Source organism: uncultured Microbacterium sp. (assembly GCF_947489255.1).
Lineage (GTDB): Bacteria > Actinomycetota > Actinomycetes > Actinomycetales > Microbacteriaceae > Microbacterium > Microbacterium phycohabitans.
Genome location: NZ_CANLCY010000002.1, coordinates 116,664 through 143,636 on the forward strand (window position 1 = coordinate 116,664; position 26,973 = coordinate 143,636).

At 73.0% G+C, this 26,973-nt stretch carries 19 protein-coding genes; 8 read left to right on the plus strand and 11 right to left on the minus strand.

Annotated elements, in window-relative coordinates; translation table 11 throughout:
* Positions 1–50 precede the first annotated feature (50 nt).
* Genes Q0818_RS04480 through Q0818_RS04490 form a run of 3 tightly spaced genes read right to left on the minus strand, consistent with a single transcriptional unit; the run spans position 51 to position 3,060 of the window.
* Positions 51–1,199, minus strand: a complete 1,149-nt coding sequence (locus Q0818_RS04480) for an Mrp/NBP35 family ATP-binding protein (protein WP_298871956.1) — start codon at positions 1,197–1,199, stop codon at positions 51–53.
* On the minus strand, positions 1,196–1,741 hold the full coding sequence (locus tag Q0818_RS04485) for a DUF1003 domain-containing protein (RefSeq protein ID WP_298871959.1): 546 nt from the start codon (positions 1,739–1,741) through the stop codon (positions 1,196–1,198). Before Q0818_RS04485 ends, Q0818_RS04480 begins: the two co-directional genes overlap by 4 nt.
* Complete coding sequence (locus tag Q0818_RS04490) at positions 1,741–3,060, minus strand: CBS domain-containing protein (RefSeq protein WP_298871962.1); 1,320 nt, start codon at positions 3,058–3,060, stop codon at positions 1,741–1,743. Before Q0818_RS04490 ends, Q0818_RS04485 begins: the two co-directional genes overlap by 1 nt.
* A 71-nt stretch (positions 3,061–3,131) precedes the next feature.
* Here Q0818_RS04490 and Q0818_RS04495 point away from each other — a divergent pair, with 71 nt between their 5' ends.
* Together Q0818_RS04495 and Q0818_RS04500 are read left to right on the plus strand one after the other, a co-directional pair.
* Positions 3,132–3,914 (plus strand): general stress protein, encoded by a 783-nt coding sequence (locus tag Q0818_RS04495; RefSeq protein WP_298871965.1) that lies wholly within the window; start codon positions 3,132–3,134, stop codon positions 3,912–3,914.
* 77 nt (positions 3,915–3,991) lie between these two features.
* Entirely contained in the window at positions 3,992–4,597 is a 606-nt protein-coding gene (locus Q0818_RS04500; RefSeq protein WP_298873128.1) for an alpha/beta family hydrolase, read from the plus strand.
* A 123-nt stretch (positions 4,598–4,720) separates the two neighbouring features.
* On the opposite strand, the gene Q0818_RS04505 is transcribed toward Q0818_RS04500, so the two are convergent.
* From Q0818_RS04505 to Q0818_RS04515, 3 genes are all read right to left on the minus strand, one after another.
* Positions 4,721–6,502: a gamma-glutamyltransferase gene (locus tag Q0818_RS04505; RefSeq protein ID WP_298871967.1), complete on the minus strand. Its 1,782-nt coding sequence runs from the start codon at positions 6,500–6,502 to the stop codon at positions 4,721–4,723.
* Positions 6,499–7,944, minus strand: coding sequence for an aminopeptidase P family protein (locus Q0818_RS04510; RefSeq protein ID WP_298871970.1), 1,446 nt, complete (start codon positions 7,942–7,944; stop codon positions 6,499–6,501). Before Q0818_RS04510 ends, Q0818_RS04505 begins: the two co-directional genes overlap by 4 nt.
* Before the next feature lie 82 nt (positions 7,945–8,026).
* Positions 8,027–9,058, minus strand: coding sequence for an endonuclease/exonuclease/phosphatase family protein (locus Q0818_RS04515; protein WP_298871971.1), 1,032 nt, complete (start codon positions 9,056–9,058; stop codon positions 8,027–8,029).
* A 141-nt stretch (positions 9,059–9,199) separates the two neighbouring features.
* Between Q0818_RS04515 and Q0818_RS04520 the strand changes: the two genes are divergently transcribed.
* The gene (locus tag Q0818_RS04520; protein WP_298871973.1) at positions 9,200–10,060 is read left to right on the plus strand and encodes a PHP domain-containing protein; all 861 of its coding nucleotides are present in this window, start codon (positions 9,200–9,202) and stop codon (positions 10,058–10,060) included.
* A 74-nt stretch (positions 10,061–10,134) separates the two neighbouring features.
* Here the strand turns inward: Q0818_RS04520 and Q0818_RS04525 are convergent, their stop codons facing one another.
* Positions 10,135–11,589 (minus strand): DEAD/DEAH box helicase, encoded by a 1,455-nt coding sequence (locus Q0818_RS04525; protein ID WP_298871975.1) that lies wholly within the window; start codon positions 11,587–11,589, stop codon positions 10,135–10,137.
* A 149-nt stretch (positions 11,590–11,738) separates the two neighbouring features.
* Here Q0818_RS04525 and Q0818_RS04530 point away from each other — a divergent pair, with 149 nt between their 5' ends.
* Complete coding sequence (locus Q0818_RS04530; RefSeq protein ID WP_298871977.1) at positions 11,739–12,455, plus strand: ferritin-like fold-containing protein; 717 nt, start codon at positions 11,739–11,741, stop codon at positions 12,453–12,455.
* A gap of 81 nt (positions 12,456–12,536) precedes the next feature.
* On the opposite strand, the gene Q0818_RS04535 is transcribed toward Q0818_RS04530, so the two are convergent.
* Together Q0818_RS04535 and Q0818_RS04540 are read right to left on the minus strand one after the other, a co-directional pair.
* Positions 12,537–12,821: a hypothetical protein gene (locus tag Q0818_RS04535; protein WP_298871980.1), complete on the minus strand. Its 285-nt coding sequence runs from the start codon at positions 12,819–12,821 to the stop codon at positions 12,537–12,539.
* A 9-nt stretch (positions 12,822–12,830) separates the two neighbouring features.
* Positions 12,831–13,055: a DUF3107 domain-containing protein gene (locus Q0818_RS04540; RefSeq protein ID WP_298871982.1), complete on the minus strand. Its 225-nt coding sequence runs from the start codon at positions 13,053–13,055 to the stop codon at positions 12,831–12,833.
* Positions 13,056–13,267: 212 nt separating this feature from the next.
* Between Q0818_RS04540 and Q0818_RS04545 the strand changes: the two genes are divergently transcribed.
* Both Q0818_RS04545 and Q0818_RS04550 read left to right on the plus strand, forming a co-directional pair.
* Positions 13,268–16,411, plus strand: coding sequence for an ATP-dependent DNA helicase (locus tag Q0818_RS04545; protein WP_298871985.1), 3,144 nt, complete (start codon positions 13,268–13,270; stop codon positions 16,409–16,411).
* Complete coding sequence (locus tag Q0818_RS04550) at positions 16,408–19,695, plus strand: ATP-dependent DNA helicase (protein WP_298871987.1); 3,288 nt, start codon at positions 16,408–16,410, stop codon at positions 19,693–19,695. The genes Q0818_RS04545 and Q0818_RS04550 overlap by 4 nt, the downstream gene beginning before the upstream one ends.
* A 370-nt stretch (positions 19,696–20,065) precedes the next feature.
* Here Q0818_RS04550 and Q0818_RS04555 read toward each other — a convergent pair whose 3' ends face one another.
* On the minus strand, positions 20,066–21,640 hold the full coding sequence (locus Q0818_RS04555) for a phosphotransferase (RefSeq protein ID WP_298871990.1): 1,575 nt from the start codon (positions 21,638–21,640) through the stop codon (positions 20,066–20,068).
* 109 nt (positions 21,641–21,749) lie between these two features.
* Here Q0818_RS04555 and nudC point away from each other — a divergent pair, with 109 nt between their 5' ends.
* Together nudC and Q0818_RS04565 are read left to right on the plus strand one after the other, a co-directional pair.
* The gene (gene nudC, locus Q0818_RS04560) at positions 21,750–22,673 is read left to right on the plus strand and encodes an NAD(+) diphosphatase (protein ID WP_298871992.1); all 924 of its coding nucleotides are present in this window, start codon (positions 21,750–21,752) and stop codon (positions 22,671–22,673) included.
* On the plus strand, positions 22,670–24,421 hold the full coding sequence (locus tag Q0818_RS04565) for an ATP-dependent helicase (RefSeq protein ID WP_298871995.1): 1,752 nt from the start codon (positions 22,670–22,672) through the stop codon (positions 24,419–24,421). Before nudC ends, Q0818_RS04565 begins: the two co-directional genes overlap by 4 nt.
* 991 nt (positions 24,422–25,412) lie before the next feature.
* Here Q0818_RS04565 and Q0818_RS04570 read toward each other — a convergent pair.
* Positions 25,413–26,876, minus strand: coding sequence for a zinc-dependent metalloprotease (locus tag Q0818_RS04570; protein WP_298871998.1), 1,464 nt, complete (start codon positions 26,874–26,876; stop codon positions 25,413–25,415).
* Positions 26,877–26,973: the final 97 nt, after the last annotated feature.

Genomic DNA, 26,973 nt, shown 5'->3' on the forward strand with positions numbered 1-26,973 from the left:
TGTGCGGGTCTCGGGCTTCGACGGGCCCGGCAGCCGGGGGTGCGGCGTCGTCAGACGCTCACGCGCAGGGGCTTGCCCGCAAGGCCGCGGGGGCGGATCGCGAGGGCCGCGGCGGCCGCGTCGATCGCCCGCGCGGCGGGGTCGTCGGGGTTCGAGAGCACCACGGGTCGGCCGTCGTCGCCCCCCGTGCGCAGCGCCGGGCTGAGGGGCACGGATGCCAGCAACGGCACCGTCGCCTCATCGGTCGACAGGGCACGGGCCACCTCCTCGCCGCCACCGGCTCCGAAGAGGTCGAGCACGGTGCCGTCGGGGAGGGTCATCGCGGCCATGTTCTCGATGACGCCGATCGGGCGCTGACCGGTCTGGCGCGCCACGAGACCCGAGCGCACGGCCACCTCGGCGGCGGCCGCCTGCGGAGTGGTCACCACGAGCACGTCGGCGTGGGGGAGCAGCTGGCCCACCGAGATCGCGACGTCGCCCGTGCCGGGCGGCATGTCCAGCAGCAGGACGTCGAGGTCGCCGAAGAACACGTCGGTGAGGAACTGCTGCACGGTGCGGTGCAGCATCGGCCCGCGCCACGCGACCGCGCCCGCGGCATCCTCTCCGGGTCGACGCAGGAACATGCCGATCGAGATCACCTTCACCCCGTAGGCGACGGGCGGCAGGATGAGGTCGTCGAGGCGGGTGGGCGCGGGCGGCAGGCCGTCGGTGTCGACGAGGCCGAGCAGACCCGGGATCGAGAATCCGTGCACGTCGGCGTCGACGAGGCCCACCCGCAGCCCCCGGGCCGCGAGCGCGACGGCGAGGTTCGCCGTGACGGTCGACTTGCCGACACCGCCCTTGCCGCTGGTGACGGCGATGACGCGCGTGAGGGAGTCGGGGCCGAACGGCATCTCGCGTTTCGCCCGCCCCCCGCGCAGCTTCTCGGTCAGGGCCTTGCGCTCGTCGGGCGACATGACGCCGACGCGCACGTCGACGGCGTCGATCCCCGCGACCGAGGCCGCGGCCTCCCGCACGTCGCGCTCGATGCGGTCGGCGGCGGGGCACCCGACGATCGTCAGGGCGATGCCCACCTCCGCCACGCCGTCGCGCACGGCGATCTCGCGCAGCATGTCGAGCTCGCCGAGGGGGCGGCGCAACTCCGGATCGGTGACGCCGGCGACCGCGTCGCGGACGCGGGCGGTCAACTCCGCCGTCACGGGGTCGCCCGCGATGAGCTCGGACGTGCTCCCGCGTCGGGCTGGTCGTCGAGGCGCTCAAGCAGCGCCTTGAGCTCGGTGCGCAGCGTGTCTTTCGTGATGACCTCGTCGGTCAGGTCTTTCACCGCCATGCGCAGCGCGACGATCTCGCGCGCGAGGTATTCGGTGTCGGCGAGGTTGCGTTCGGCGCGCTGGCGGTCCTGCTCGATCTGCACGCGGTCGCGGTCGTCTTGCCGGTTCTGCGCCAGCAGGATGAGGGGAGCCGCGTACGACGCCTGCAGCGACAGCACCAGGGTGAGCGCCGTGAAGCCGATCGCGGCCGAGTCGAAGCGCCAGTCGTCGGGCGCGATGGAGTTCCACCCCATCCACAGCACGCAGAACATCGTCAGCGACAGCAGGAACGTCGGGGTCCCCATCGCCCGCGCGACCCATTCGGTGAAACGGCCGAACCGATCGCGCGAGGGCTGCGGCGTGCGAGGCGCGAGCACGCCCGTGCGCCCGCGGGGCGCATCGAGGGCGGGCGTCTTGTTGTTACGTGCCATCAGCGCCTCCTCGGGGTCTGCGGGATCTGGGTGGGGATGCTCTGCGTCTTCAGCGGTCTGACCGGGGTCGGGGGTTTCGGATCGTCGCTGTCGTGCGTGCGCCAGTCGTCGGGCAGCAGGTAGTCGAGCACGTCGTCGACGCTGACGCAGCCGACGAGGCGGTGGGCCTGATCGACGACGGGCAGCGACACGAGGTTGTAGCTCGCCAGCAGGCGCGCCACCTCGGCCGCGGTCGCGTCGGCGGGCACGGGCTCGAGCGTGTCGTCGATGATCGCGCCGAGGCGCTCGTGCGGAGGGTAGCGCAGCATCCGCTGGAAGTGCACCGTGCCCAGCAGGCGCCCGGTGGGCGTCTCGTAGGGCGGGAGGGTGATGAACACGGATGCCGCGAGGGCCGGGTGCAGCTCGTGGCGGCGGATGAGGGCCAGGGCCTCCGCGACCGTGGCATCCGCCGACAGCACGATCGGCTCGGGCGTCATGAGGCCACCGGCGGTGTCGGGGCCGTACTGGAGGAGGGCGCGGACGTCGTCGGCTTCCTCGGGCTCCATGAGCTCGAGCAGCTGCTCCGAGCGCGACTCGGGCAGCTGACCGAGGAGGTCGGCCGCGTCGTCGGGCTCCATGGCATCCAGGATGTCGGCGGCGCGCTCGTCGCCGAGCTGCTCGAGGATGTGCACCTGCTCGTCTTCGGGCATCTCTTCGAGGGCGTCGGCGAGGCGGTCGTCGCTGAGCTCCTCGGCGACCTCGATCAGGCGCTCCTCGGGCAGGTCGAGCAGGGTGTTGGCGAGGTCGGCGGGCTTGAGCTCGGAGTAGGTCGCCACGAGCTGTTCGGCGGACTGCGCCTCGCCGGGCGTCTGGTTCTCGCGGACCTCGCCCCACGCGGCGAAGGTCGTCGCGCCCTTGGCGAAGGGCGACGCGCTCGTGCGGGGGCGACGGAGGAACAGCTGCCCCACGTCCCATTCGCCGAGGCGGTTGCGTTCGATCGCGACGTCTTCGATCACGGCGCTCCCGGAGCCGTCGACGAGGCTCACGCGACGCCCGAGCATCTCGGCCATCACCCGCACCTCGCCGCCGCGCTGCTGGAAGCGGCGCACGTTGATGAGGCCGGTGGTGATGACCTGGCCGGCCTGAATGGAGGTGACGCGCCCGATGGACACGAACACATGTCGGCGCCCGGGGATCTCGACGACGAGGCCCACGACGCGCGGCGCCGCCGACGCGCGGTAGATCACCACGACGTCGCGCACCTTGCCCAGACGGTCTCCCGCCGGGTCGAACACCGTGCAGCCCGCCAAGCGGGCGACGAAAACCCTCTGCGTGCTCACCGGTCCAGCGTAGTCCGCGCCTCATGCGCAACACCTCGGAACGCTCCAGGCGCGCGTGACAGGATGGTGAAATGAGTATGTTCGCGCAGCGTCCGGGTGCCGGTCGAGACGAGGTCGGCGAGAAGGTCGCCTCGTTCCCGACGTACGAGCAGGCCCAGAAGGCCGTCTCGTCGCTGATCGCGGGAGAGGTGCCCGCCCGCGACATCGCGATCGTCGGCTCGGGCCTCCGGTCGATCGAACGCGTGACGGGGCGACTCGGTTACGCCACGGCGGCCCGCTCGGGCGCGCTGAACGGGCTCATGCTCGGCCTGCTGTTCGCGTTCATCTTCGTGCTCGGCCAGCCCACCCTGCAGATCTCGCTGTTCGTGGGAGTCCTGCTCGTCGGCATGGCCCTCGGCATGCTCCTCAGTCTCGGCACCTACTCGATCGTGCGTCGCCGACGCGACTTCGCCTCGGTGATGCAGGTCGCCGCCGATCACTACGACGTCTGCGTCGCCGCCACCAGCGTGCACAAGGCGCGGGGGATCGTCGGGCCGTCCGGAGCCGCGCGCACGGTCGTGTCGCGTCCGACCGCCTCGCCGTCCGACCCGCCGCGGTACGGCGAACGCGTGGCCCCCGGCTCGACCCTGCCCGCCGCTCCGCCGCGGCCGCCCGCGCCGACCGTCGCGCCGTCGGACGACGAGCCGCCGCGCTACGGCGAACGCATCGCGCCGAAGGCGCCGGAGCCGCGGGGTGACGCGTCGGCGGACGGCGGTGCGCGCGATGACGCGGGAACCACGGGCGAGTCGACTCCCCACGTGCGCCCTGACGACGCCACCGACGCCGACGACGGCTCCCGACCGACCGAGCGGTGAGCGCCGAAGCGGTTCCCTCCGTCGAGTCCGTCCGCATCGCCGTCGAGCTCCCGGCGGGTGCGACGGATGTCTCGGGGTTGTGGTCGCCGGCATCCGGATCCGTTTTGACCGTCGCGCTCGCGCACGGGGCGGGTGCGGGGATGGAGCATCCCTTCCTCGCGGGCCTCGCCGAGGCCCTCGTGGCGAGCGGGGTGTCCGTCCTGCGGTTCGTCTTCCCCTACGTCGAAGCCGGACGACGGATGCCGGGACCCGCCGCGCACGCCGTGGCGACGTGGGCGGGCGTGCAGACGTGGCTCGCGGGGGCGGCTCCGGGGCCGTATGCGGCCGTGGGCAAGTCGTACGGCGGGCGCATGGCATCCGTCGCCGCGGCCGAGGGGGTCATCGCTCCCGCCGGGCTGGTCTACCTGGGGTACCCGTTGCACGCGCCGGGGAGGGCCGACAAGCCGCGCGCCGCGCACCTGCCGGCTATCGGGATGCCGCAACTGTTCGTCGAGGGGGAGAACGACCCCTTCATCGATCCGCGTGCGCAGTTCGACGAGGTCGTGGCGTCGTGCCAGGACGCGCGGGTGCAATGGATCGTCGGGGGCAACCACTCCTTCGAGGTGAAGGGCGCGCGCCGACCGGCCGACGAGATCGGGGCGGGACTGGCGCCGGTGGTCGCGGGGTTCGTGCGGTCGCTCTGACGGGCGTGGCGGCGTCTGGTGGGCATCGACCGCGCAGATCGCGCGTCGCGATGATCCGCGGGCGGCATCGCTGCGCGGACACGTGCAGCGCGGGAGAGCTCTGCGATTCCACGGGACGCGTGGTCAGCGGCCCGCCGCGTACCCCTGCGCGCCGCGGGGATTGGCGGCGGCCCATAGCGTGCCGTCGCTGCCGCGTCCGACGGCGGTGACGCGTCCGAGCGACCAATCGCCCATGCGGCGCACGCGATGACCTCGCTGCTCCAGGCCCTCGATCACCTCAGCGCCGAGGCGGTCTTCGACCGCCGCGCCGGCGGGCGCCCACGTGCGCGGCCAGAACGAGTCGACGAGCGCCGTCGTGTGGAGGTTCGGCGCGTCGATGGCCTGCTGCGGACTGTATCCGCCGACCAGCATGCGCAGCAGGACGGTGAGCTGCCACTGATCCTGCTGGTCGCCGCCGGGGGAGCCCACGGCGATGACCTCGTCGGCCCGCGACAGCAGGGTCGGGGTGAGCGTCGTCCGCGGGCGGCGTCCGGGGGTGAGGGATGCCGGGTGCCCCGGGACCAGCCACGTCGCCTGCAGCCGCGTGCCCAGGCAGAAGCCCAGCGACGGCACGGTGGGCGAGGACTGCAGCCATCCGCCGGACGGCGTGGCCGACACGACGTTGCCCCATCGGTCGATCACGTCGATGTGGCACGTGTCGCCGCGGGTCTGGCCCGATCGATCGACGGTGGGCTCGCCCGTCGACCCGTCTCCGGACGCGTGCTCGGTGCGCAGCGGTGGAGACACCGGCGGACGCCCGTCGGGCGAACCCGGCCGCCACTCGGCGGACGCCTCGGGGCCGATGAGAGCGCGGCGAGCGGCCACGTACTCCTCGGCCAGGAGAGCATCGACGTCGATGGCGCCGTCGGCGTCGCCGAACCAGGCGTCGCGGTCGGCGTACGAGAGCTTCTGCGCCTCGAGCAGGAGGTGCGCTCCCTCGACGGTCGCCGGGTCGAGTCCGGCGTCGTCGACGTCGTCGAGCAGCCGCAGCGTGTGCAGGAGCGCGGGTCCCTGCGTCCAGGCGCCGGCCTTGAAGACGTCCCACCCGCGGAAGCGCGCGGTGACCGCGGGCTCGTAGCCGGCGCGCCACGATCGGAGATCGGACGTGTCGAGGATGCCGGGGTGGTCGGCGCCGTCGGCGTGCCGGTGGGGCTGTCGGAGGAACGCCGCCGCCTCCGGGAGCACCTCGCCCATCCAGCGCTCGCGGGCCGCGTCGATGCGAGCGGCTCGGTCGGGGAGGGCGGCGCCGACGGCCACGAGCGCGTCGAGGACGTCGGCCCACTCCGGGTTGGTCACGACGGTGCCGGGTGCGGGCGGGCCGCCGGTCGGCATCCACCTCTCGGCGGAGCTGGGCCAGTGCGCGTGGAACAGGTCGGCGACCCGCGCGATCGTCGTGGCGGCCCCCGCCACCAGGGGGTGACCCCCGCGGGCGTAGCCGACGGCGTAGGCGAGGACGTCGCCGAGCTCCCACGTGCCGTGGTCGCGCAGCAGCAGCAGCCACGCGTCGACCGCGCCGGGCACCGCGGCGGCGAGCCCGCCGGCTCCCGGCACGAGATCCAGGCCCCGCTCCCGGAAGTGCTCGAGCGTGGCTCCGGCCGGCGCGGGGCCCTGCCCCATCAGCACGACGGGGACGGATGCCCCGGCCGGCCGCACGAGCGCGACGAGGTCACCGCCGGGACCGTTCAGGTGCGGCTCGACCACGTGCAGCACGAACGCCCCGGCGACGGCCGCGTCGAACGCGTTGCCGCCGCGCTCGAGCACGGACTGAGCCGTCGCGGTCGCCGTCCAGTGCGTGGACGCCGACATGCCGAACGTGCCCCGCAGGGTCGGCCGGGTGGTGAAGGATGCCGGGGGCGTGAAGGTCATCGCGACTGCCGGGCGATCCACTCCTCGATCTCGTCGGCGGTGCGGGGGATGCCCGCCGACAGGTTGACCGGGCCGTCTTCGGTCATGACGATGTCGTCTTCGATGCGCGCACCGATGCCGCGGTACTCCTCGGGAACGGTGAGGTCGTCGATCTGGAAGTACAGGCCGGGCTCGATCGTGAAGACCATGCCGGGCTCGAGCAGACCGTCGTAGTACATGTCGCGACGCGCCTGCGCGCAGTCGTGGACGTCGATGCCGAGGTGGTGGCTCGTCCCGTGCACCATGTAGCGGCGGTGCTGCCCGCCGGCATCGGCGTCGAGGGCCTCCTCGGCCGTGACGGGGATCAAACCCCACTCGGCCACGCGCGCGGCGATGACCTCCATCGCCGCCTCGTGCAGGCGGCGGAAGGGCACACCCACCTCGGCCGCGGCGAAGGACGCGTCGGCGGCCTCGCGCACCGTCTCGTAGATGCGGCGCTGGATGTCGGTGAACGTGCCCGAGACCGGGAGCGTGCGCGTGATGTCGGCCGTGTAGAGGCTGTCGACCTCGACGCCCGCGTCGACCAGGATGAGGTCTCCCGGCTTCACGGCGCCGTCGTTGCGCGTCCAGTGCAGGTAGCAGGCGTGGGGGCCCGACGCGGCGATGGTGTCGTAGCCGACGCTGTTGCCGTCGGACCGCGCGCGCTGGTGGAACACGCCCTCGACCACGCGCTCTCCGCGCGGGTGCTCGATGATGCGCGGGAGCTCGGCGACGATGTCGTCGAAGCCGCGGCCGGTGACCTCGACGGCGAGGGCCATCTGCGCGAGCTCGTATTCGTCTTTCACCAGGCGCAGCTCCGACACGAAGCGCGTGAGCTCGTCGTCGGTGCCGACCGTGCGGTCGTCCTCACCCGGGGCGAAGTCGTCGAGGTGGGCGGTGGCCAGACCCAGGTCGGCGGCGACGCCGTCGAGGGCGGGGCGGGGGCCGATCCAGAACTCGCCGATGGTGGCATCCGAATAGAACTCCGCGGTCGTGCGATCGGCACGCTCGCGGAAGTAGAGAACCGCCTCATGACCCTCGTCGCGCGGCTCGAAGACGAGCACGGAGTCGGGCTCGGAGTCGCTGCCCCAGCCGGTGAGGTGCGAGAAGGCGGAGTGGGCGCGGAACGGGTAGTCGCAGTCGTTGCTGCGCTGCTTGAGGCCGCCGGCGGGGACGACGACGCGCTGACCGGGGAAGGCGCGCGACACGCGCGCACGACGACGAGCGGCCCAGGCGGCCTGCTCCCGCGGTTCGGGCAGAACGGCCGGATGCTCCGCCCACCCCGTCGAGATGGTGTCGAGGAATCCGCGGGGGAACGGCGCCTTGCGATTGCTCGGCGCGTCGAGGGCGACCTCGTCGGTCTGCGGCTCGGCGGTCGTGGGCTCGGCGGGTGCGGTCGTGTCGCTGGTGGAGGGGGCGTCCATCGTTCCAGTCTTGCACCCGTCGCCGCGTCGTGCACGGCTGCCCGCAGGACCGGTGCGCGCACGAGGGCTGGGGAGGAGCCGCTCAGCCCCCGGTGCGCTCCAACTGCACCACGATCGGGCGGTGATCGCTGCCCGAGCCGTCGAGGGAGCGCATCACGACCGACCCCGAGACGGTCCAGTCGGGCGTGGCCATGACGTGGTCGATCGGCGCGCCCAGGAGCGCGGGGGCATCGGTGGGCCAGGTGCCCACTCCGCCGTTGCCGCTGTCGGACGCCGCATCGTGGCACCGGCCGAGGGTGCCGCCCTCGACGCCCATCCCGGTCATGTGGTCGAGGGTCGCGTTGAAGTCGCCGGCGAGGATGACGTTGTCGCTCGCGCACTGGTCGGCGAGCCACTGCAGGTCGCTGCGCCACTGCGGCATGTACTCCTGGCGCGGCGCGACGGCGTGGGCCGCGACGATGATCGGACCGTCACCCGACACGGGCATCGCCACAGCGCTGGGCACGGTGGAGGTGTTGCTGGAGCCGTCGAGGGAGGACTGGATGACGGAGTAGTCGCCCAGCTCGGGTCGGATGAGCACGGTGGTCGAGGTGGCATCCCACCCCGTGATGCCGTACTCGCCGTACTCGGCGTGATGGGCCCACATGGGCTGCCCCATGGCGCGCATGAGTTCGGCGACCTCGGCACCGGTGTCGATGGTCGTCTCGGGAAGGGTGACGACGTCGGCCTGCATGCCCACGGCGAACTGGGCGATCGACTCCGCCGAAGTGGCCGATCCGGCGGTGTTCCACGTCATCACGCGCAGGCTCGTGTCGGTCTTCGCCGGCAGCCCCTCGGTGCCGAGTCCGCGCTGGGACAGCAACGCGACGTTGACCCCGCCCGCGACCCCCAGAATCAGCGCCAGCACCAGAGCGAGCGCACGGATCGGCCGGACGAGCGCGAACAACAGCATCAGCAGCGTCGCCGCCACGAGAACCGCCGCGAGCGCGGCCCGGAACGAGATGATCTGCGCGAGCGGGAACGTCCGCTCGAGACCGAAGGCCGACGGCCACGTCAGCACCGCAGCGCTCGCCGCGAAGACGAGCGCGACGAGGAATCCGAGCAGTCGACGCACCTGCCCGACCTTAGGCGAGCCGTCTGTGAGATCGACGGATGCCGGCAGGGCGGCGCCCGAGCGTCTCGGGTGGCGGGGGTCGCTCGCGGCGAGGAGTGCGACGCCGCGCTCGGGCGGGAGCCGGAGCGCTACGCTCGACGGGTGCCACGCGATCGTCGATTCCTCGGACCGGCCGATCTGCACCTGCACTCGTCCCACTCCGACGGCACCGAGCCGCCCGCCGAGGTCATGGCCGCCGCGCACCGTCACGGCGTGCGGACCGCCGCTCTCACCGATCACGACACGACGTCGGGCTGGGCCGAGGCCGCCGAGGCCGCCACGTCGCTCGGGATGACGTTCGTCCCGGGTATGGAGCTGTCTGCCCGGCACCGCTGGCGCAGCGTGCACCTGCTGGCCTACCTCGTCGACCCCGACGACGCGGCCCTGCGGGCGATGACCGATCGCATCCGGTCGTCCCGATTGGACCGCGCGCAGATCATGGCGGAGCGCATCTCGCACGACTACGACATCGCCTGGGACGACATCGTCGCCCAGACGACCGACGGGGCCACCGTGGGGCGCCCCCACATCGCCGACGCGCTCGTCGCGCGCGGGATCGTGGCCGACCGCACGGAGGCGTTCGCCGGCATCCTGCATCCTTCCGGCGACTACTACGTCGCCCTGTACGCCCCCGATCCCGTGACCGCGGTCGAACTCGTCGTGGGCGCCGGGGGCGTGCCGATCATCGCCCACCCGGCGGGGCGGGCGCTGCTGCCCGACGGCGTGCTGCAGGCGATGCTGGAGGCGGGACTCGCGGGCTTCGAACTCGCCCATCGCGAGAACCTGCCCGAGCCGACCGCCCTCCTGGCGGACCTCGCCGCCGAGCGCGACCTCATCGTGACCGGTTCGAGCGACTATCACGGCCTCGGCAAGCCGAACGTGCCCGGCGAGAACACGACCGCCGACGACATGGTCGCGCGCTTGTTCGCTCGCGGCCGCGGCTCGGCTCCGGTCTTTCCCTGATCCTCGGACCGGACGCGTCGAAACGACGAACGGCGCCGCCCCCGAGGGGAGCGGCGCCGTCTCGGCGTCTGCGGTCAGGCCACGGGGGCCGTCGGGGCGCCCGAGCTGCCCCCACCGCTGCGGCGGCGGCGACGGCGGCGCGGGGCCGCGTTGCCGTCGTGGTGCTCCTTGCCCGCTCCGTCGTGCGTGCCGGCGCCGCCCTCGGTGCGCGGGGTGCTCTCGGCGGCCGAGTCGCCCGTGGACGATCCGCCGCGACGACGGCGACGACGCGGGGCGCGGTCGCCCTCGGCATCCTGGCCCTCGGTCTTCTTCTCGACCTGCTTGGGCGCGACGGCCTTCGGCGCCGTCACCAGGCGGCCCTTGGTGCCCTCGGGGATGTTGAGGTCGGTGTAGAGGTGGGGGCTCGAGGAGTAGGTCTCGGTCGGCTCGGGCTGGCCGAACTCGAGCGCGCGGTTGATGAGCGCCCACTTGTGCACGTCGTCCCAGTCGACGAAGGTCACCGCGATGCCGGTCTTGCCGGCGCGGCCGGTGCGGCCGGCCCGGTGCAGGTACGTCTTCTCGTCGTCGGGGATCGTGTGGTTGATCACGTGGGTCACATCGTTGACGTCGATGCCGCGGGCGGCGACGTCGGTGGCGATGAGCACGTCTTTCTTACCCGCCTTGAAGGCGGCCATCGAGCGCTCGCGGGCCTCCTGGCTCATGTCGCCGTGCACGGCGGCGGCGTTGAATCCGCGGTCGCCCAGCTCGTCCATCAGCTTCTGGGCGGCGCGCTTGGTGCGCGTGAAGATGACGGCCTTCTCGCGACCCTCGGACTGCAGGATGCGGGCGATGACCTCGTCTTTGTCGAGCGAGTGCGCGCGGTAGACGAGGTGCTTGATGTTCGCCTGCGTGAGTCCCTCGTCGGGGTCGTTGGCGCGCATGTGGATCGGGTTCGACATGAAGCGTCGCGCGAGGGCGACGATGGGCCCGGGCATGGTCGCCGAGAACAGCTGCGTGTGACGCACGGGCGGGACCTTCGAGAAGATCTTCTCGATGTCGGCGAGGAAACCGAGGTCGAGCATCTTGTCGGCCTCGTCGAGCACGACCTCGGTCGCGTGCGACAGGTCGAGCAGGCGCTGGTTGGCGAGGTCGATCAGGCGACCGGGCGTGCCGACCACGATCTGCGCGCCGGCTTTGAGCTGGTCGATCTGGCCCTCGTACGCCTTGCCGCCGTAGATCGCGACGACGCTGGTCGAACGGTTGCTGGTGAGCATGTCCATGTCTTCGTAGACCTGCACCGCGAGCTCGCGCGTGGGGACGACGATGAGGGCCTTCACCCCGGGCTCGGGGTCGAGACCGAGGCGCTGGACGACGGGGATGCCGAAGCCGAACGTCTTTCCGGTACCCGTCTTGGCCTGGCCGATGATGTCCTGTCCGGGAAGGCCCAGGGGGATCGTCTGCTCCTGGATGGGAAAGGCATCGACGATGCCCTTGGATGCGAGGGCATCGACGATGTCCTGATCGATGCCGAGCTCGGCGAATGTCGTCATGTGCGTGCCTGTTCCGGCGGCGAGAGACCGCCTGGGGGAGTCGTATCCACGCCTCACTCGTCCACAGGCGCGGGGTCCCGATCCATCGCCGGGACCCGTCCACTCTACCCGGCGTGTCTCCGCGGGCCCCGGACGCCTAGGCTGGGGGCGTGTTCGAGTGGTTTCGTCGTCGTCAGCGCCCGGTCGGCCGCACGCTGCAGCTGCGCTCGAGGGGAGACCTCGGCGAGGCCATGCGCGTGGACTTCGCGGAGCTCGCTCCCGACATCGACACCTTCCTCGGCCAGGCGGCCTATCTGCAGCTGGGCTTCTTCGAGACCCTGAGCGAGTTGATCGCTCTCACCCCCGAGCTCGCTGAGAAGGAGTCCCTCTCGCGGGCGGCCGGGGCGGCGCTGATCAAGCACCAGGAGCTCGTCGCGGTCATCCGCGAGCGCGGTGGCGACCCGACGCAGCTCATGCTGCCGTTCCGCGAGTCGCTCGACGCGTTCCGCCGCAACACCCACGGCGTCCGTCCGCAGGAGACCATGCTCACCGTGCACATCACGGCGGGGCTCCTCGACGACTTCTATCTCGCGCTGTCGTCGAGCTACGGCGACACGGGGCGCCGCGTCGCCCGCATCCTGCGGGCCGATGACGACCGGCAGGCGATCGTCGACATCCTCGGAGCCACCATCGACAGCGATGAGGAGTGGCGCTGGCTGCTCGCGCTGTGGGGCCGCCGACTCGTCGGCGACACGCTGCTCGTCGCTCGGGCGGCGCTGCGCCACGGGCACCTCGACCGCGCCGAGGAGGCAAAGGTCGAACCCGTCTTCAGCGAACTGATGGGTGCGCACGCCCGTCGGATGGATGCCATGGGGCTCGCCGCCTGAGTCGACGGCATCCGACGTGCCGGGAGCTCGCGGCGCCGATGATCGCGCGAAAGCGGCAGAGGTGATGCCGGGTGCGCGGGCTCAGACGGGCAACCGCGAGCGGTCGACCTCGTCGCGCGACAGGCGCGCGCGAGTGACGAGGACGACCAGCAGCACTGTCGTGGCCACCGGGGCGATCACGGCGAGCACCCAGACCAGCGGGGACTCACCCAAACCCGCCCAGGTGAGCGCGGTCCACACCACGGCTGCTGCCGCCGCCCCCGCGAGGGGAGCCAGCGCGGCACCGCGCAGGTGCCGGCCCGGGAGCGCGAAATGCGCCGCCAGCCCGATCACCGCACCGATGACGAGACCGAGCAGGATCTGCACGGCGAGGGGTCAGGCGACGAAGCCGACGCGGCGCGACTCTTCGGTGCCCAGCTCGACGAAGGCGAGGTTGGCGGTCGGGATGAGGTAGGAGTTGCCCTTGACGTCGGTGAAGGTGACGTGGCTGGCAGAGCTGTCGAGGGCCGAGGCGATGGTCGACTTGACGACGTCGGAGCTCTCGTTCGTCTCGAAGTTCAGCTCACGGCCGGTGTTGATGATGCCGATGCGGATCTCCACGATGCGTCCTTTCCCCGCGGGCCGCGGTCGGCCCGGCGCGTGTTTCGACTCTAGGGCAGGCTTCCGACACGACAGCCCGTCGCACGGGCGGCTTCGCGCACGGCGAACGCGGCGCCGCACGGGCCGTCGCACCGGCCCCGGCCCGCACGCGACCTCGACGACCCGCCCGTGGCGCCCGGCCGATGTCGGAGGTCGCGATTAGCGTGGAGCACATGCAATCGACGGATGCCGCCGCCCCCGGTGCCGTGCGGGAGCGCGGGGGTCTCGACGCCGATCAGCGCGTCGTCGTGGCCTGGCCCGCCGACGCGAGCGGTGTGGTGGTCGGCGCCCCGGGGTCGGGGAAGACGACGACACTGCTCTCTCGTGTGCGCGAGCTCGTGGCATCCGGTGTCGATCCGGACGACCTGCTGGTGCTCACCCCGACTCGACCCGCGGCGACGGCCTTGCGCGACCCCCTCGCCCTCGCGGTCGACCGCGCCACCTCGGGCGCCCTGGCGCGCTCGGTGGCGTCGTTCGCGTTCCACCTGGTGCGCGGGGCGGAGGTGCGCCGGGGTGCCGAGCCGCCGCAGCTGCTGACCGGCGGCGACGAGGATCAGATCATCCGTGATCTGCTCGAGGGCGATGCGCTCGACGAGCTCGAGGGCGCGTCGCGCTGGCCCGACTGGCTGGGGCCGACGATCCGCGCCACGCGCGGCTTCCGCGGCGACCTCCGCGCCTTCCTCGCCGAGTGCACCGAGCTCGGCGTCGCCTCGAGCGACCTCACCCGCCTCGCCGAACGTCACGACCTCCCGGTGTGGGCATCGCTCGCGTCGTTCGCCGACGAGTACCGCGCGGTGCGCGCCGCCATGCGCGGTGCCCACCGCGACGCGGCCGATCTCGCGCGCGAGGCCGTTTCGGTGCTCGACGCCGCGCGCTCCGAGCGCGACCTGCTCGGGCGGTTCTCGTCGCTGCGGTGCATCCTCGTCGACGACGCGCAGGAACTGACCGCGGGCGGCATCGATCTGCTGCGGGCCTGCCGCGGCCTGGGGATCGGGGTCGTCGCCTTCGGCGATCCCGACGTCGGATCGGGAGCCTTCCGCGGCGCCACCCCCGAGAACTTCGCGCGTCTCGCCCGAGAGCTCGGCGCGACCGCGGCGCTCGGCACGCCGCATCGCGGCACGCCCGAGCAGATCGACCTGGTGCGGCAGGTGGCATCCCGGATCGGGGCCGCCGGTGTCGTCGCGCACCGGCGCGCGCCCGAGGGGGCGCCCGCGCAGGGGTCGGTGCGCACGTACCTGCTGCGCTCGCCCGCGGAGGAGGCCGACGCGATCGCTCGTCTGCTGCGCGAACGCCATGTGCTCGACGGCGTTCCCTGGAGCTCCTGCGCCGTCATCGCGCACGACTCCCGGCAGGTCGCGACGTTGGAGGCCGAGTTGGCGGCGCGCGAGGTGCCGGCCCGCGCGAGCGGCCCCGGACTGGCGCTGGGGGTGCAGCGCCCGGTGCGCGACCTCGTGCGCCTCGTCGAGCTGGGTGCGAAGGATCCCGACGAGTGGGTGGCCGACGACGTGATCGACGCGCTGCGCGGCACCTTCGGCGGGTTCGATGCCATCGAGTTGCGGCGACTGCGCACGGCGCTGCGTCACGACGAGGTCGCGGCCGGGGGGACGCGCGCCGCGACCGACCTGCTGGTGTCGGGCGTGCGCTTCCCCCTCGAGCTCGCCGCGATCGACTCCCGCGAGGCGCGCCGCGCGATCCGCCTCGGCGAGACGCTGGGCGCTCTGCGCAGCCAGGCCCTGCGGCAGGCCACCGCGCACGAGCTGCTGTGGACGGCGTGGGAGCGCAGCGCCCTCGCGCGCACCTGGCGCGAGGCGGCGCGCGGACACGGCGCGGTCGCTGAACAGGCCGACCGAGACCTCGACGCGGTCGTGGCGCTGTTCCAGGCGGCGAAGCGATTCACCGAGCGCGAACCCGACGGAGAAGCGTCGGTGTTCCTGCGGTCGGTGCTCGACAGCGACGTCGCCGAAGACCGCATCGAGCAGCCCGCCGTCGTCGACACCGTGCGGGTGCTCACCCCGGCCGCCGCCGCCGGGACGGCCTTCGACACCGTCGTGATCGCGGGAGTGCAAGACGGGGTGTGGCCGAACACGCGGCTGCGCGGGGGTCTCCTCGAGACATGGCGCCTGGCCGATGCCGTGCAGAACCCCGACCTCCCCGCCGCCGGCATGCTCGACCGTCGCCGCGCCGCGATGCACGACGAGCTGCGGTTGTTCGTGCGCGCGATCAGTCGCGCCGACGCCCTGCTCATCGTGACGGCCGTCGACGACGACGACACCGGGCCCAGCGTGCTGTTCGAGATGCTCCCCACTCCCGAACCCGCCGCGGCCATCCCCGAGCATCCGCTGTCGCTGCGCGGGCTCGTCGCCCGGCACCGCCGCTCCCTCACCGCTGCGCGCGTCCCCGCGGGTGAGCGTGCGCACGCCGCCGCCCAACTCGCGATCCTCGCGGGCGCCGGAGTCGCCGGTGCCGCCGTCGAGGAGTGGTACGGCGTCGCACCGCCGAGTTCCACGGCGCCGCTGCGCGACCTCGACCGCGAAGACGTGCGCGTCTCGCCGTCGCGCCTGCACGCGCTCGAGGAGTGCCAGCTCGACTGGGTGATCGCCGACCTCGGCGGCGATCGCGGCGGCACGACGGCCGGCATCGGGACCATCATCCACGCGGCGCTCGAGACCGCGGCATCCTCGTCCGAAGACGATCTGTGGGCCGTGGTCGACGAGAGGTGGGGGGAACTCGTGTTCGACGCGCCCTGGCGCGACCGCGCGGAGCGGACGCGGGCCCGCGACCTCGTGCGGCGGCTCGCCGCGTACCTGCGACGCTTCGACGACGCCGGCGGCCGACTCATCGGCGCGGAGCGGCACTTCGAGGTGCCCATCCCGATCCCGGATGCCGGCGAGCACGGCGCCGTGCTCAGCGGTGACATCGATCGGGTGGAGCTGACGCCGTCCGGCGAGGTCGTCATCGTCGACCTGAAGACGGGCAAGAGCGAACCGCAGACCGACGCCAAGGTCGCCGACAACCCGCAGCTGGCGGCGTACCAGCTGGCGTTCTCGTCGGGCGCGATCGAGCAGGTGGCGGGGCTGGCATCCGGCGGGGCGAAACTGCTCGTGCTGCGTCCGACCGCCGCGACGAAGGACTACGCCGAGCCGACGCAGAAGCCCTTCGACGACGAGCAGCGCGCGGCCTTCGTCGCGCGGGTGCGGGGAGCGGTCGACATCATGCGCGGCACGTCGTTCGCCGCCCCCTACGAGGTGCACTGCCGTGACGAGTTCTCGTACGGCCTGTGCCGCATTCACACGGTGTCGGCGGTGAGCGCGTCATGAGCGAGATGCTGTCTGCGGCGACCATCGCCGCCGCCCTCGGGCAGTTCCCTCCCACCGCCGAACAGACCGCCGTCATCGAGGCGCCGCTCGCGCCCGCCCTCGTCGTCGCGGGCGCCGGCAGCGGCAAGACCGAGACGATGGCCGGTCGGGTGGTGTGGCTCGTCGCGAACGCCCTGGTGCGCCGCGACGAGGTGCTGGGCCTCACCTTCACGCGCAAAGCCGCGGGGGAGTTGGCCGAGCGCATCCAGCGCCGACTGCAGCGCCTGTCGGAGTTCGAGGCGCGCGGGCTCCTGCCCTTCCTGCCGCGTCTGCACGCGGCCGGTCGCCTCGCGGTCTTCGCGGAACTCGCCGGTGTCGAGGGCGCGCGAGGCGACGCGGCACGCCGCGAGGCGCTCGATGCGCTGGTGGCGGAGACCGGCGCCGAGGTGCCGGGTACGCGCGACGACGACCAGCTCCTGCACCGACCGACGGTGTCGACGTACAACAGCTTCGCCGACTCGATCGTGCGCGAGCACGGCCTGCGGATCGGTCGGGATGCCGAGGCCGCGGTGCTGTCGGAGTCGGCCGCGTGGCTGCTCATGCGGCGCGTGGTGTTCGCCTCCGACGATCCGCGCCTCGAGGAGCGTCAGGAGTCGCCCCGCACGCTGATCGACGCCGCGTTGCGCATCGCACGCGATGGCGTCGACAACCTCGTCGATCTTGACGAGCTCGCCGCATTCCCCGAGCAGTTCGGACGCATCGTGGAGCGGCCCTCGACGTCCGCACGGGTGAGCGTCTACAAAGAGGTCGGCGAGGCCGCGGCGAAGGTCTCGGCGCTGTCGCTGCTGGCGACGCTCGCCGCCGCCTACGACCGCGAGAAGGCCCGCCTCGGGGTGATGGACTTCGCCGACCAGGTGGCCGGTGCCCTGCGCATCGCGCGGGAGCATCCGGCCGTCGTCGCCGAGCTGCGCGCCCGCTACCGCGTGGTGCTGCTCGACGAGTACCAGGACACCTCCGTCGTGCAGACCGACCTGCTGGCGACGCTGTTCGGCGGCACGGGCGTGATGGCGGTGGGCGATCCCCACCAGGCCATCTACGCGTGGCGCGGAGCGAGCGCGGGCAACCTGGGCGGATTTCCCGAGGCGTTCGCGCCCGGCGCCGAGTGTCAGCGCTTCGCTCTGCTGACGAGCTGGCGCAACAGCGCGCAGGTGCTCACCGCGGCGAACGCGGTACTCGCCCCTCTGGCGCCCCGGGCGGCGGTGGCGGTCGAGGAGCTGCGTTCCCGGCCGGGAGCGCCGGAGGGACTCGTCGAGACGGTCTTCGAGAACGACCTCGACGCGGAGGCCGACCGGGTGGCGGCGTGGTTCGTCGGCGTCCGTGCCGCCCGTGCCGCTCACGGGCGCTCCACGACCGGGGCGCTGCTCTTCCGCAGCAAGAAGCACATGGTGCGTTTCGGTGACGCCCTCGGACGACGCGGGATCCCGCACCGCATCCTCGGACTCGGCGGCCTCCTCACCACGCCCGAGGTGGTCGACGTGGTGTCCGTCCTCCGGGTGATCAGCGACCCCGAAGCGGGCTCGGCGCTGATCCGCTTGCTCTCCGGCCCGCGATGGGCGGTGGGTCTCGCCGATCTCCGTGCGCTGGCCCAGGTGGCCCGGCGACTGGCCACGCACGACGTGGCTCTGCAGCCGTTGGCCCCCGACGTCGTCGATCGACTGCGGTCGACGCCGGGCGCCGACCGCGCCTCGCTCGTCGATGCGCTCGATTTCGTCACGCGACAGAGCGACACTCACAAGTGGCTGGCCGACATCACCCCCGACGGCCGCGCTCGGCTGCGCGAGGCGGGGGCGGTGTTCGCGGGGCTGCGCCGCAGCGTGGGCGCTCCGGTGCCCGAGCTCATCCGCTTGATCGAGACGGAGCTTCGGCTCGACATCGAGCTCGCGGCGAACGAGGCACGCGGTCCCGCGCGCATCGCCTCGGCGCAGCTGCGGGCCTTCGTTGACGAGATCCGCGGGTTCCTGGCCGCCGACGAGTCCGGATCGGTGTCCAGCCTGCTCGCCTGGCTCGACCACGCCGAGCAGGCCGACGAGTTCGCTCCGCGGACCGAGCCGCCCGAAGACGACGTCGTGCAGCTGCTCACGATCCACGGGTCGAAGGGCCTCGAGTGGGATGCCGTGGCCGTGGTGCGCCTCGTGACCGACGAGCTGCCCTCTCTCGCGCGCGACACCAAGGGGTGGCTGGGTTTCGGCATCCTGCCCTCGGAGTTCCGTGGCGACTCCGCCTGGCTGCCGGTGTTCGCGTGGCGCGGCGCCGAGACGCAGCAGGACCTGAAGGCCGCGATCGACGCCTTCGTCGCCGACAATCGCGCGCGCCAGCTCGACGAGGACCGTCGCCTGGCGTATGTCGCGTTCACCCGGGCTCGCGACCATCTGCTGCTGTCGGGGTCGAGCTGGTCGGGAACGAAGCGGCCCCGACGTCCGAGCGTCTTCCTCGACGAGGCCGTTGAGGCTCTCGGCATCGACCTGGTGATCGATGAGCCGGGCGACGATCCCTACGACGGCGAACGGCGGCTGCTGCACTGGCCGCTCGATCCGCTGGGCTCACGCCGCACGGCGGTCGCGGCCGCCGTGACGCAGGCGCAGGCGGCCAGGGCGCAGCCTGCGGCCGACGCGGACCCCGACCTCGAGCTGCTGCTGGCCGAGCGGGCCGATCGGCTGCGCCCGGCGCACGCGCCGGCCCCCACGCGCATCCCGGCATCGAAGTTCAAGGACTTCATCGCCGATTACGGGGGCGCCGTCGAAGACCTGCGTCGCCCGATGCCGGAGCGTCCCTATCGTCAGACACGCCTCGGCACGCTGTTCCACGCGTGGGTCGAACAGCGCTCGGGACTCGTCGGATCGGGGATCGGTCTCGACGACGACGCGCTCTGGGACGACGATGAGGCGGGCGCGTCGACCGCCGACGCCGCGGAGCTGCAGCGCCTGCGCGACTGCTTCGAGCGATCGGAATGGGCGCCGCTGCGGCCGCTCGAGGTCGAAACCGAGATCGATTTCGTCACCCGACGGCTCGACGGGCGCGATCACGTCGTCATCTGCAAGCTGGATGCCGTGTACCGACGCGGCGACCGGTACGAGATCGTCGACTGGAAGACGGGCCGCCCTCCCACGAGCGAGGCCGAGCGCCGCGCGCGCATGGTGCAGCTGGAGCTGTACCGGGAGGCGTACCACGCGAAGCACGGCATCGACCTCGACCGCATCGATGTCGCGCTCTTCTACGTCGGTGACGAGCTGGTGCTGCGCGGCTGACTCGAGGTCGCCGCGTGGACGGGTCGCGGATGTCGGCGTGGGTGCGGCAGGACGTGCGCGCGACCGGTTCGGGGCCTGATTCTCTCTTCGGGGCGTATGTCTTGCGCCCCAAGGGGAGATACGCGCCCCGAAACGAGATCCGCGCACGCCGGTGAGCTGCGCGCCCGCCGGTGAGCTGCGCGTACGCCGGTGAGCTGCGCGTGCGCCGGTAGGCTGCGCGCCCGCCGGTGAGCTGCGCCCCCGAGGTGAGCCGCGCGCCCCCGGGTGATGAGATGCGCGCCTCGAGGTGAGGTGCGCGCCTTGAGGAGTTATAGGCGTCCCAGGGCGAGATCCGCGCCTCGAACCGCCGGGGTGAGGTTCGGCTTCCGCCTCAGGCGTTGTCGCCCGCCACGCCCCAACGGCGCAGCGCCGCGCGGCTCGCGCGCGCGGCGTCTTCCTCGTCGTCGACCGCCGAGTCGCCGTGCGCCGAGTCGCCTTGCGGCGAGTCGCCGATCGACGACCCGTGGACCGGCGCGCCGCTGACCGGTGCGCCGCTCACCGGCGAGTCGCGGACCGGCGAGTCGCGGACCGGCGAGTCGCGGAAGGACGATCCGCCGAACGACGGGCCCTGCGCGCCGGACGGTTCCGAGCGCTCGCGATTCACGGGCTCCGCGTCGGACGAGCCCCACGACGCGTCCGTCTCCGTCTCGCCGCGCGACTGCGGAGCGCGGGCGACGTCGTCATCCCACCCGTCGAGGTCGATCGGCGCGGTCTCCTCGGGGTCGACGTCGTCGCGCGCGGGCAGGTCGTCGACGTGGATGGCGCCGGTCTCGGCATCCGGTCCGGGGGATTCGAGCGCCTCCGCGAGTGCTTCGGCCGCAGCCACGCGATCGCGCTCCGCGGAGAGGTAGAGCGACAGGGCCTCGGGGTCGTAGGCGTCGGTCTGCATCGACGTGTCGACGACGGCGGGGGCGACGACGGGCGGGACGGATTCGACGAGGGCCAGGGCGTCGTCGATGTCGCTGCGCGAGTCGGGCACGATGTGGTCGCCGCGCACGCCGTCCGCCAGGGCGTCGAGAAGGGCGACCGCGTCGGCGACGACCTCGCTCTCACCGGCGTCGTGACCGTGGACGAGCCAGCGGGCGAATTCGAGCTCCGCGTACAGGCGGGCGCGTTCGCGCAGCAGCGGGTCGGGGGAGCGTTCGCCGGCGGCGGCGTACCCCGCGTGAACGTCGTCGGCCGCCAGCGGCGCCGAGGCCAGCCAGCGGAGGTCGACGGCGGGGTCGCCGACGCTGAGCCCCGCCCATTCCAGGATGCCGATCACGTGCGGCACGCTGTGCTCGTCGTCCGCGAGCACGACGGAGGAGCTCGTCGCCCCGCCGAGGATGACGGCGGACTCGAAACGCCAGAGGTCGTCGACCTCGACCGCACGCCGCCAGCGCATCATGAGATCGTCGCCGACCCGGCCGGTGGCGTCGGCGCGGTCGAGGAGGCGCGTGACGTCGTCGCGCACCTGCTCGGAGGAGCGTACGGGGAGACCGTCGGTGCGCACGATCGATACGGGGAGCGCGTGCACCGCGGCCAGCGCCGCACCGATCGCGGGGGCGTAGCCCGGGCCCTTGGGCAGGTGCGCGGGGTCGATGCGGTACCCGTCGATGTGATCGACGACGAGGACGCGTTGGATGCCGGAACCGGCCTCGCCGAGCACCTCCGGCACCGCGAAGGGCAGCAGGGCCCGCACACCCGCGGTGAGCGCGTGGAGCGCTCGGGCCTCGGCGGCGAGATCGGCCGAGGCTTCCTCACTCGCCGGCATGCGCACGACGACCTCGCGTCCGTCGTCGGTTCGAGCGAGGGCGGAATCGAAGCGTCCACCGGTGTTCTCCGTCAGCACGCTGACGTTGGTGATGGCGGTGCGCGGCAGGGCCGCCGTCGCCGACGCGGCTAAAATGAGGGGCGAGCGTGCCATGCCCCCAGGGTAGGTCGGGCTTTCACCCGTCCGCCCGCGCCACGCCCTTCTGCGGTGAGGTCGGGCCGTTGATCCGTCCGTCCGCGTCCGCCCGTCAGAGAGGTGTCAGATGCCGCATTCCGCGCCCGCCCCGGTCGAACCCCCGCTCCCGTTGCGCCTCGACCGCTCCGGCGCGGAGCGCGACGATGATCTCCTCGTCGAGCGCGTGCGCGCCGACGCCTCGACCCGTGTCCTGGTCGTGCGTCGCGACGCCGCACCGGTTCGCGCGGGTCGCCTCGTGCTCGTCGACGTGGGGCACCTGGCATCCGGTTGGCCGGCCGTCCGCGAATGGGCGTTCCTCGGTCGAAGCGCCGACGGCGCGGCGATCCTGCTCGCGGTGGTGCCCGACGACGCACCCGACGACCTCGTTCCGGATGCCGAGTGGGCCGCACTGCGTGCGGCCGGGGGCGATCTGCCCGAATCGGAGGCGGAGGTCTTCACCACCGCCGTCGCTCTCGCGGGTTGGCTGCGTGACGCGCCGTTCTGCCCGGCATGCGGCTCGCGCACCGACCTCCGGCACGCGGGATGGTCACGGCATTGCCCGTCGTGCGGTCGCGAGCACTTCCCTCGCACCGACCCGGCGGTGATCGTGCTGGTGCAGTCGGCGGGATCGGACGATCGCATCCTTCTGGGGGCGAATGCCGCGTGGGGCGGCGATCGGTACTCCTGCTTCGCGGGATTCGCCGAAGCCGGGGAATCGCTCGAAGACGCGGTGCGTCGCGAGGTCGGCGAAGAAGCCGGTGTGCGGCTCGACGGCATCTCGTACCGCGGTTCGCAGGCGTGGCCGTACCCGCGTTCGCTGATGCTCGGCTTCCGCGCGCGCGTCGTCGCCGACGACGAGGCCCGCGCCGACGGCGAGGAGATCGTCGAGGTGCGCTGGTTCGACCGCGACGAGATCGGCGCGTCGCTGCGTGGCGAGGGGCCGGTGCAGCTGCCCGGGCCGGCATCCATCGCCCGCAGGTTGATCGACGACTGGTTCCGGGGCGTCGTATGACCGGGCCCCTCGACGGACTCGACGAGCACCAGCTCGAGGCGGCGCGCGCCCTGCGGGGGCCCGTCTGCGTGCTCGCGGGAGCCGGCACGGGCAAGACCCGCGTGATCACGCGGCGCATCGCGCACGGCGTCGACACGGGCGCCTATTCGCCGCAGCGAGTGATGGCGGTGACCTTCACCGCGAAAGCGGCGGGCGAGATGCGCGGCCGACTGCGCGCTCTCGGCGTGTCGGGGGTGTCGGCGCGCACGTTCCACGCCGCAGCCCTGGCCCAGGTCAACTTCTTCTGGCCGACGCTCGCGGGCGACCAGGCCCCCTCGATCATCGACAACAAGGTGCGGATGCTCGCGCACGCCGCCGATGGGGTGGGACTCGCGCCCGACACCTCGACCCTGCGCGACGTGGCGGCGTCGATCGAGTGGCGCAAGGTCACGCTGCGCTCGATCGAACAGTACGCGGCCGATCGTCCCGAGGGCGTCGGCCGACTCGGTGTCGACCAGGTGGTCGCGTTGCAGCGCGCCTACGAGAAGCTCAAGGACGAGCGTCGGCAGATGGACTTCGAAGACGTCCTGCTCACGTGCGCGGGCATGATCGAGGCGGAGCCGCGGGTCGCGGCGGCGGTGCGCGAGCAGTACCGGCATTTCACGGTCGACGAGTACCAGGACGTCTCGCCCCTGCAGAACCGTCTGCTCGAGCTGTGGCTCGGCGATCGGCGCGACCTGTGCGTCGTCGGCGACGCGAGTCAGACGGTCTATTCCTTCACCGGAGCCGACGCGCGCTACCTGCTCGAGTTCGAACGCACCCACGACGACGCGCGGGTGGTGCGCCTCGAGCGCAATTACCGCTCCGCCGCGCCCGTGCTGGCCGTCGCCAACGACCTCATGCGGGGCCGCGCGGGTGCCCTCGAGCTGGTCGCGGCCCGCGCCGACGAAGCGCCCGTGCCGACGGTGCGCGCGTTCGACGACGACGAGGCCGAGGCCCAGGCCGTCGCGCGCTCGATCGCGGAGGCTCTGGCCCGCGGTGTCGATCCGCACGACGTCGCGGTGCTCTACCGCTCGCACGCGCAGTCCGCCGCGGTGCTGACGGCCCTCGCCGCGGTGGGGATCGCGGCCTCCGTGCTGGGGGGACGCAAGTTCTTCGACCTGCCGGAGGTGCGTCAGGCCCTCATGGCGTTGCGGGCCGCCTCGGTGGCTCCGATGCAGACCGGGTTCCTCCCGACGGTGCGAGACGTGCTGCGCAGCGTGGGGCTCACCGATGATCCGCCGGAGGCGGGCGGTGCCCTGCGCGAGGCCTGGGAGGCGCGCGCGGCGCTGCTGCGCCTGGCCGAGGAGGCGCCGGAGGGCACCGACCTGCGCGGCTTCACCGACGACCTGCAGGCACGCGCGCGCGACCAGCACGAGCCGACGACCCGCACGGTCACTCTGGCGACGCTGCACGCCGCGAAGGGTCTCGAATGGGACCACGTCTACCTCATCGGTGTCAGCGAGGGGCTGCTGCCCATCTCGTACGCAAAGACGTTCGAGGCGGTCGACGAGGAACGTCGTCTCGCCTACGTCGGGGTCACGCGCGCGGCGCGGACGCTGTCGGTCAGCTGGGCTCGCGGCTTCGGGCGCATGGAGCGGTCGCCGTCGCGCTTCCTGCGGGAGATCGGCAGTGGCAGTCTGCACTCGGTCGATGCAGCTCCCAGACCCGCGGGAACGAATCGACGTCGAGGCGCAGCGACCGCGTCGTCGCCCCGCTCGGCGCGCTGAGCAGGAAACGCGCGGCGCGCCCCGCCTCTGCGGCGAGGGCGACGTCGACGTCGGGTCGGGGGCGTCCGACCAGCTGCGCGGCCACCACCGGCCAGTGCGGATCGTCGCGACGGCGGTCGGCGTCGAGGCACGCCAAGCACGCCGTGCGGCCCGGCCGCACCACGGGCCCGATCCGCGCCCGCCCTCCGTCGAGCGTGAGCGGCAGGTGCGTGACGTCGTCGCGCATGTACGTCGCCGCTCGGCGCGGGTCGACGCGGAACGCGCCGAGCATCACCACCGCGGCGCCCGGTGGAGCCGTCTCCGCCGCCGGTCCGGCCCACGGAAGGACGCGGCTGCGCGCGGGAAGAGCGGCCTGGACGGCGCGGACGACGCGCGGCGGCAGGTCGTCGGCGGTCTGAAGCACGATCGGCGGATGCCGCCGGCGGGCGCGGAGCGCCGGGGCGATCTCCGCGAGCAGCTCGTCGGCCGCGCCTGCGGGCGCCCCGTGCAGGCGCGCCAGGCTGCGCACGGCCGCGCGCGTGGTGCCCTCGACGAGAGCGCTCACGACGACGTCCACCCACTCGGCGGCGAAAGGCGTGACGGCGAGGGCCGGAGCACCGAACTGCACGCGACCGTCGTCGCGCCAGAGAGGGACGGCGGAGGGGGAGAGGCGGATCATGGCCCGATCATCGCGCGTCAACCGTCCGCGGATGCCGTTGTCCACACGCACCCGTCCGCGGAGACGGGGTGGGGAGGAGGCGTCCTCCGCACGGCCGGCAGCAGCCCCGGCGACCGATCAGCCCAGGTGAGAGACCGTGACGACGGGCTCCCACCCCGGACACGCGACGCCGCGTGGCCTCCGCCCCGGGAGTAATCGCGACAAGGGCCTCCACCCCGGACACGCAACACCGTGTGGCCTCCGCCCCGGGCGCGCAATCGCGACAACGGGCCTCCGCCCCGTGCACGAAAAATCGTGGCGAGGAGCCTCCGCCCCTCGCCACGATCACCGTCGTCACACCGGTCGCTGGTCTCCCGGCGCGGCGTCGTCGTCGGGGTCCGCCTCGGGGCCCGAGCCGTCGGCATCCGTCGGTGCGTGTCCGTCCGCGTCGGCGGAGGGCGCCTCGGAACCGGCATCCGCTCGTCCGCCGCCGGCTTCCTCGGCCAGCAGCTGGGCGAGTGCGTCGTCCATGGCGTCGGAGGGGGCGGCCTCGCCGCGGGAGGTCGCGGTGACACGCGCGATCAGCGCGGCCGGGTCGTCGATGTCGTCCGACGAAGGCATGAGGTCGGGGTAGTCCCACAGCGCGTCGCGCCCCTCGACGCCGACGGCCGCGGTCACGGCCCGCCACATGGCCGCGGCCTCGCGCATGCGGCGAGGACGCAGCTCGAGCCCGACGAGCGAGCCGAGGGCCTGCTCGGCGGGACCGCCCACCGCGCGGCGACGCCGCACGGCCTCGGCGATGCGGGCGGCCGAGGGCAGGCGCGAGGTGGCGTCCTCCGTCACGACGTCGACCCAGCCCTCGATCGTGGCGAGCAGGTTCTCGAGGCGCGTTAGCGCCGCCGTCTGCTCCTCGGAGCGCTCGGGCAGCAGCGCGCCGCTCTCGAGTGCACCGCGGAGCTCGTCGGGCTGCGACGGGTCGAAGCGCGAGGCGAGCTCCTCCAGAGCGTCGGTGTCGACGCGGATGCCGTGCGCGAAGTCGCGCACCTGCGAGATGACGTGCAGACGCAGCCAGCGCGCGTGCCGGAAGAGGCGCGCGTGAGCGAGCTCGCGCGTGGCGAGGTAGAGGGCGAGCTGGTCGTCGGGGATCTCGAGGTCGCGGCCGAAGTCCGCGAAGTTCTGCGGCAGGATCGCGGCGTCGCCGTCGGGCATGAGCGGGATGCCGACGTCGCCGCCGCCCACGACCTCGGTCGACAGACGCCCGACCACGTGGCCCAGCTGCGTGGCGAAGAGGGACCCGCCGACGGTGCGCATGAGTCGGCCCGCGCCCGCGATCATGTCCTGCATGTCTTCCGGTGCCTGCTGCCCGAGAGCGGCGGTCAGCGCGTCAGCGATGCTCGTGGCCACCGGCTCGGCGAGCTCCTGCCACACCGGCAGGGTCGCGCTCACCCAGGCGCCGCGCGTGACGGCGCGCGGCGGGCGCGGGAGGTCGCTGATCGTGGTCGCCTCGCCCAGCCAGAGCCCGGCGAGGGTGAAGGCCTGATCCAGATCGGTGCGCTGGCCCGTGGTCACCCCGAGGCCGTCCTGATTGGCGATGTGCAGGGCCTGCCGCTCGGCGAGGCTCCAGTCGACGCCCTCCTGCGTGCCGGCGAACGCGCCCTGGAGCTGGTTCATGACCTGCTGCAGCATCGCGGGGTCGATCTGCATGCCCGACAGGCGCGAGAGCTGCTCGGGGTCGATGCCACTGATGTCGCCCGACATGAGGCGACGCATGAGCTCCTGGAACTCGTCCTCGGGGCTCCGGTCGTCGTCGTCTGCCACTTCAGCCGCCTTTCAGCCAGGTCTGGGGGAACGAGATCTACGCTAGTCGCACGTTTCCCCGCAACAGTCGGCCCGGCCCCTCGCCGCTTACGCCGCG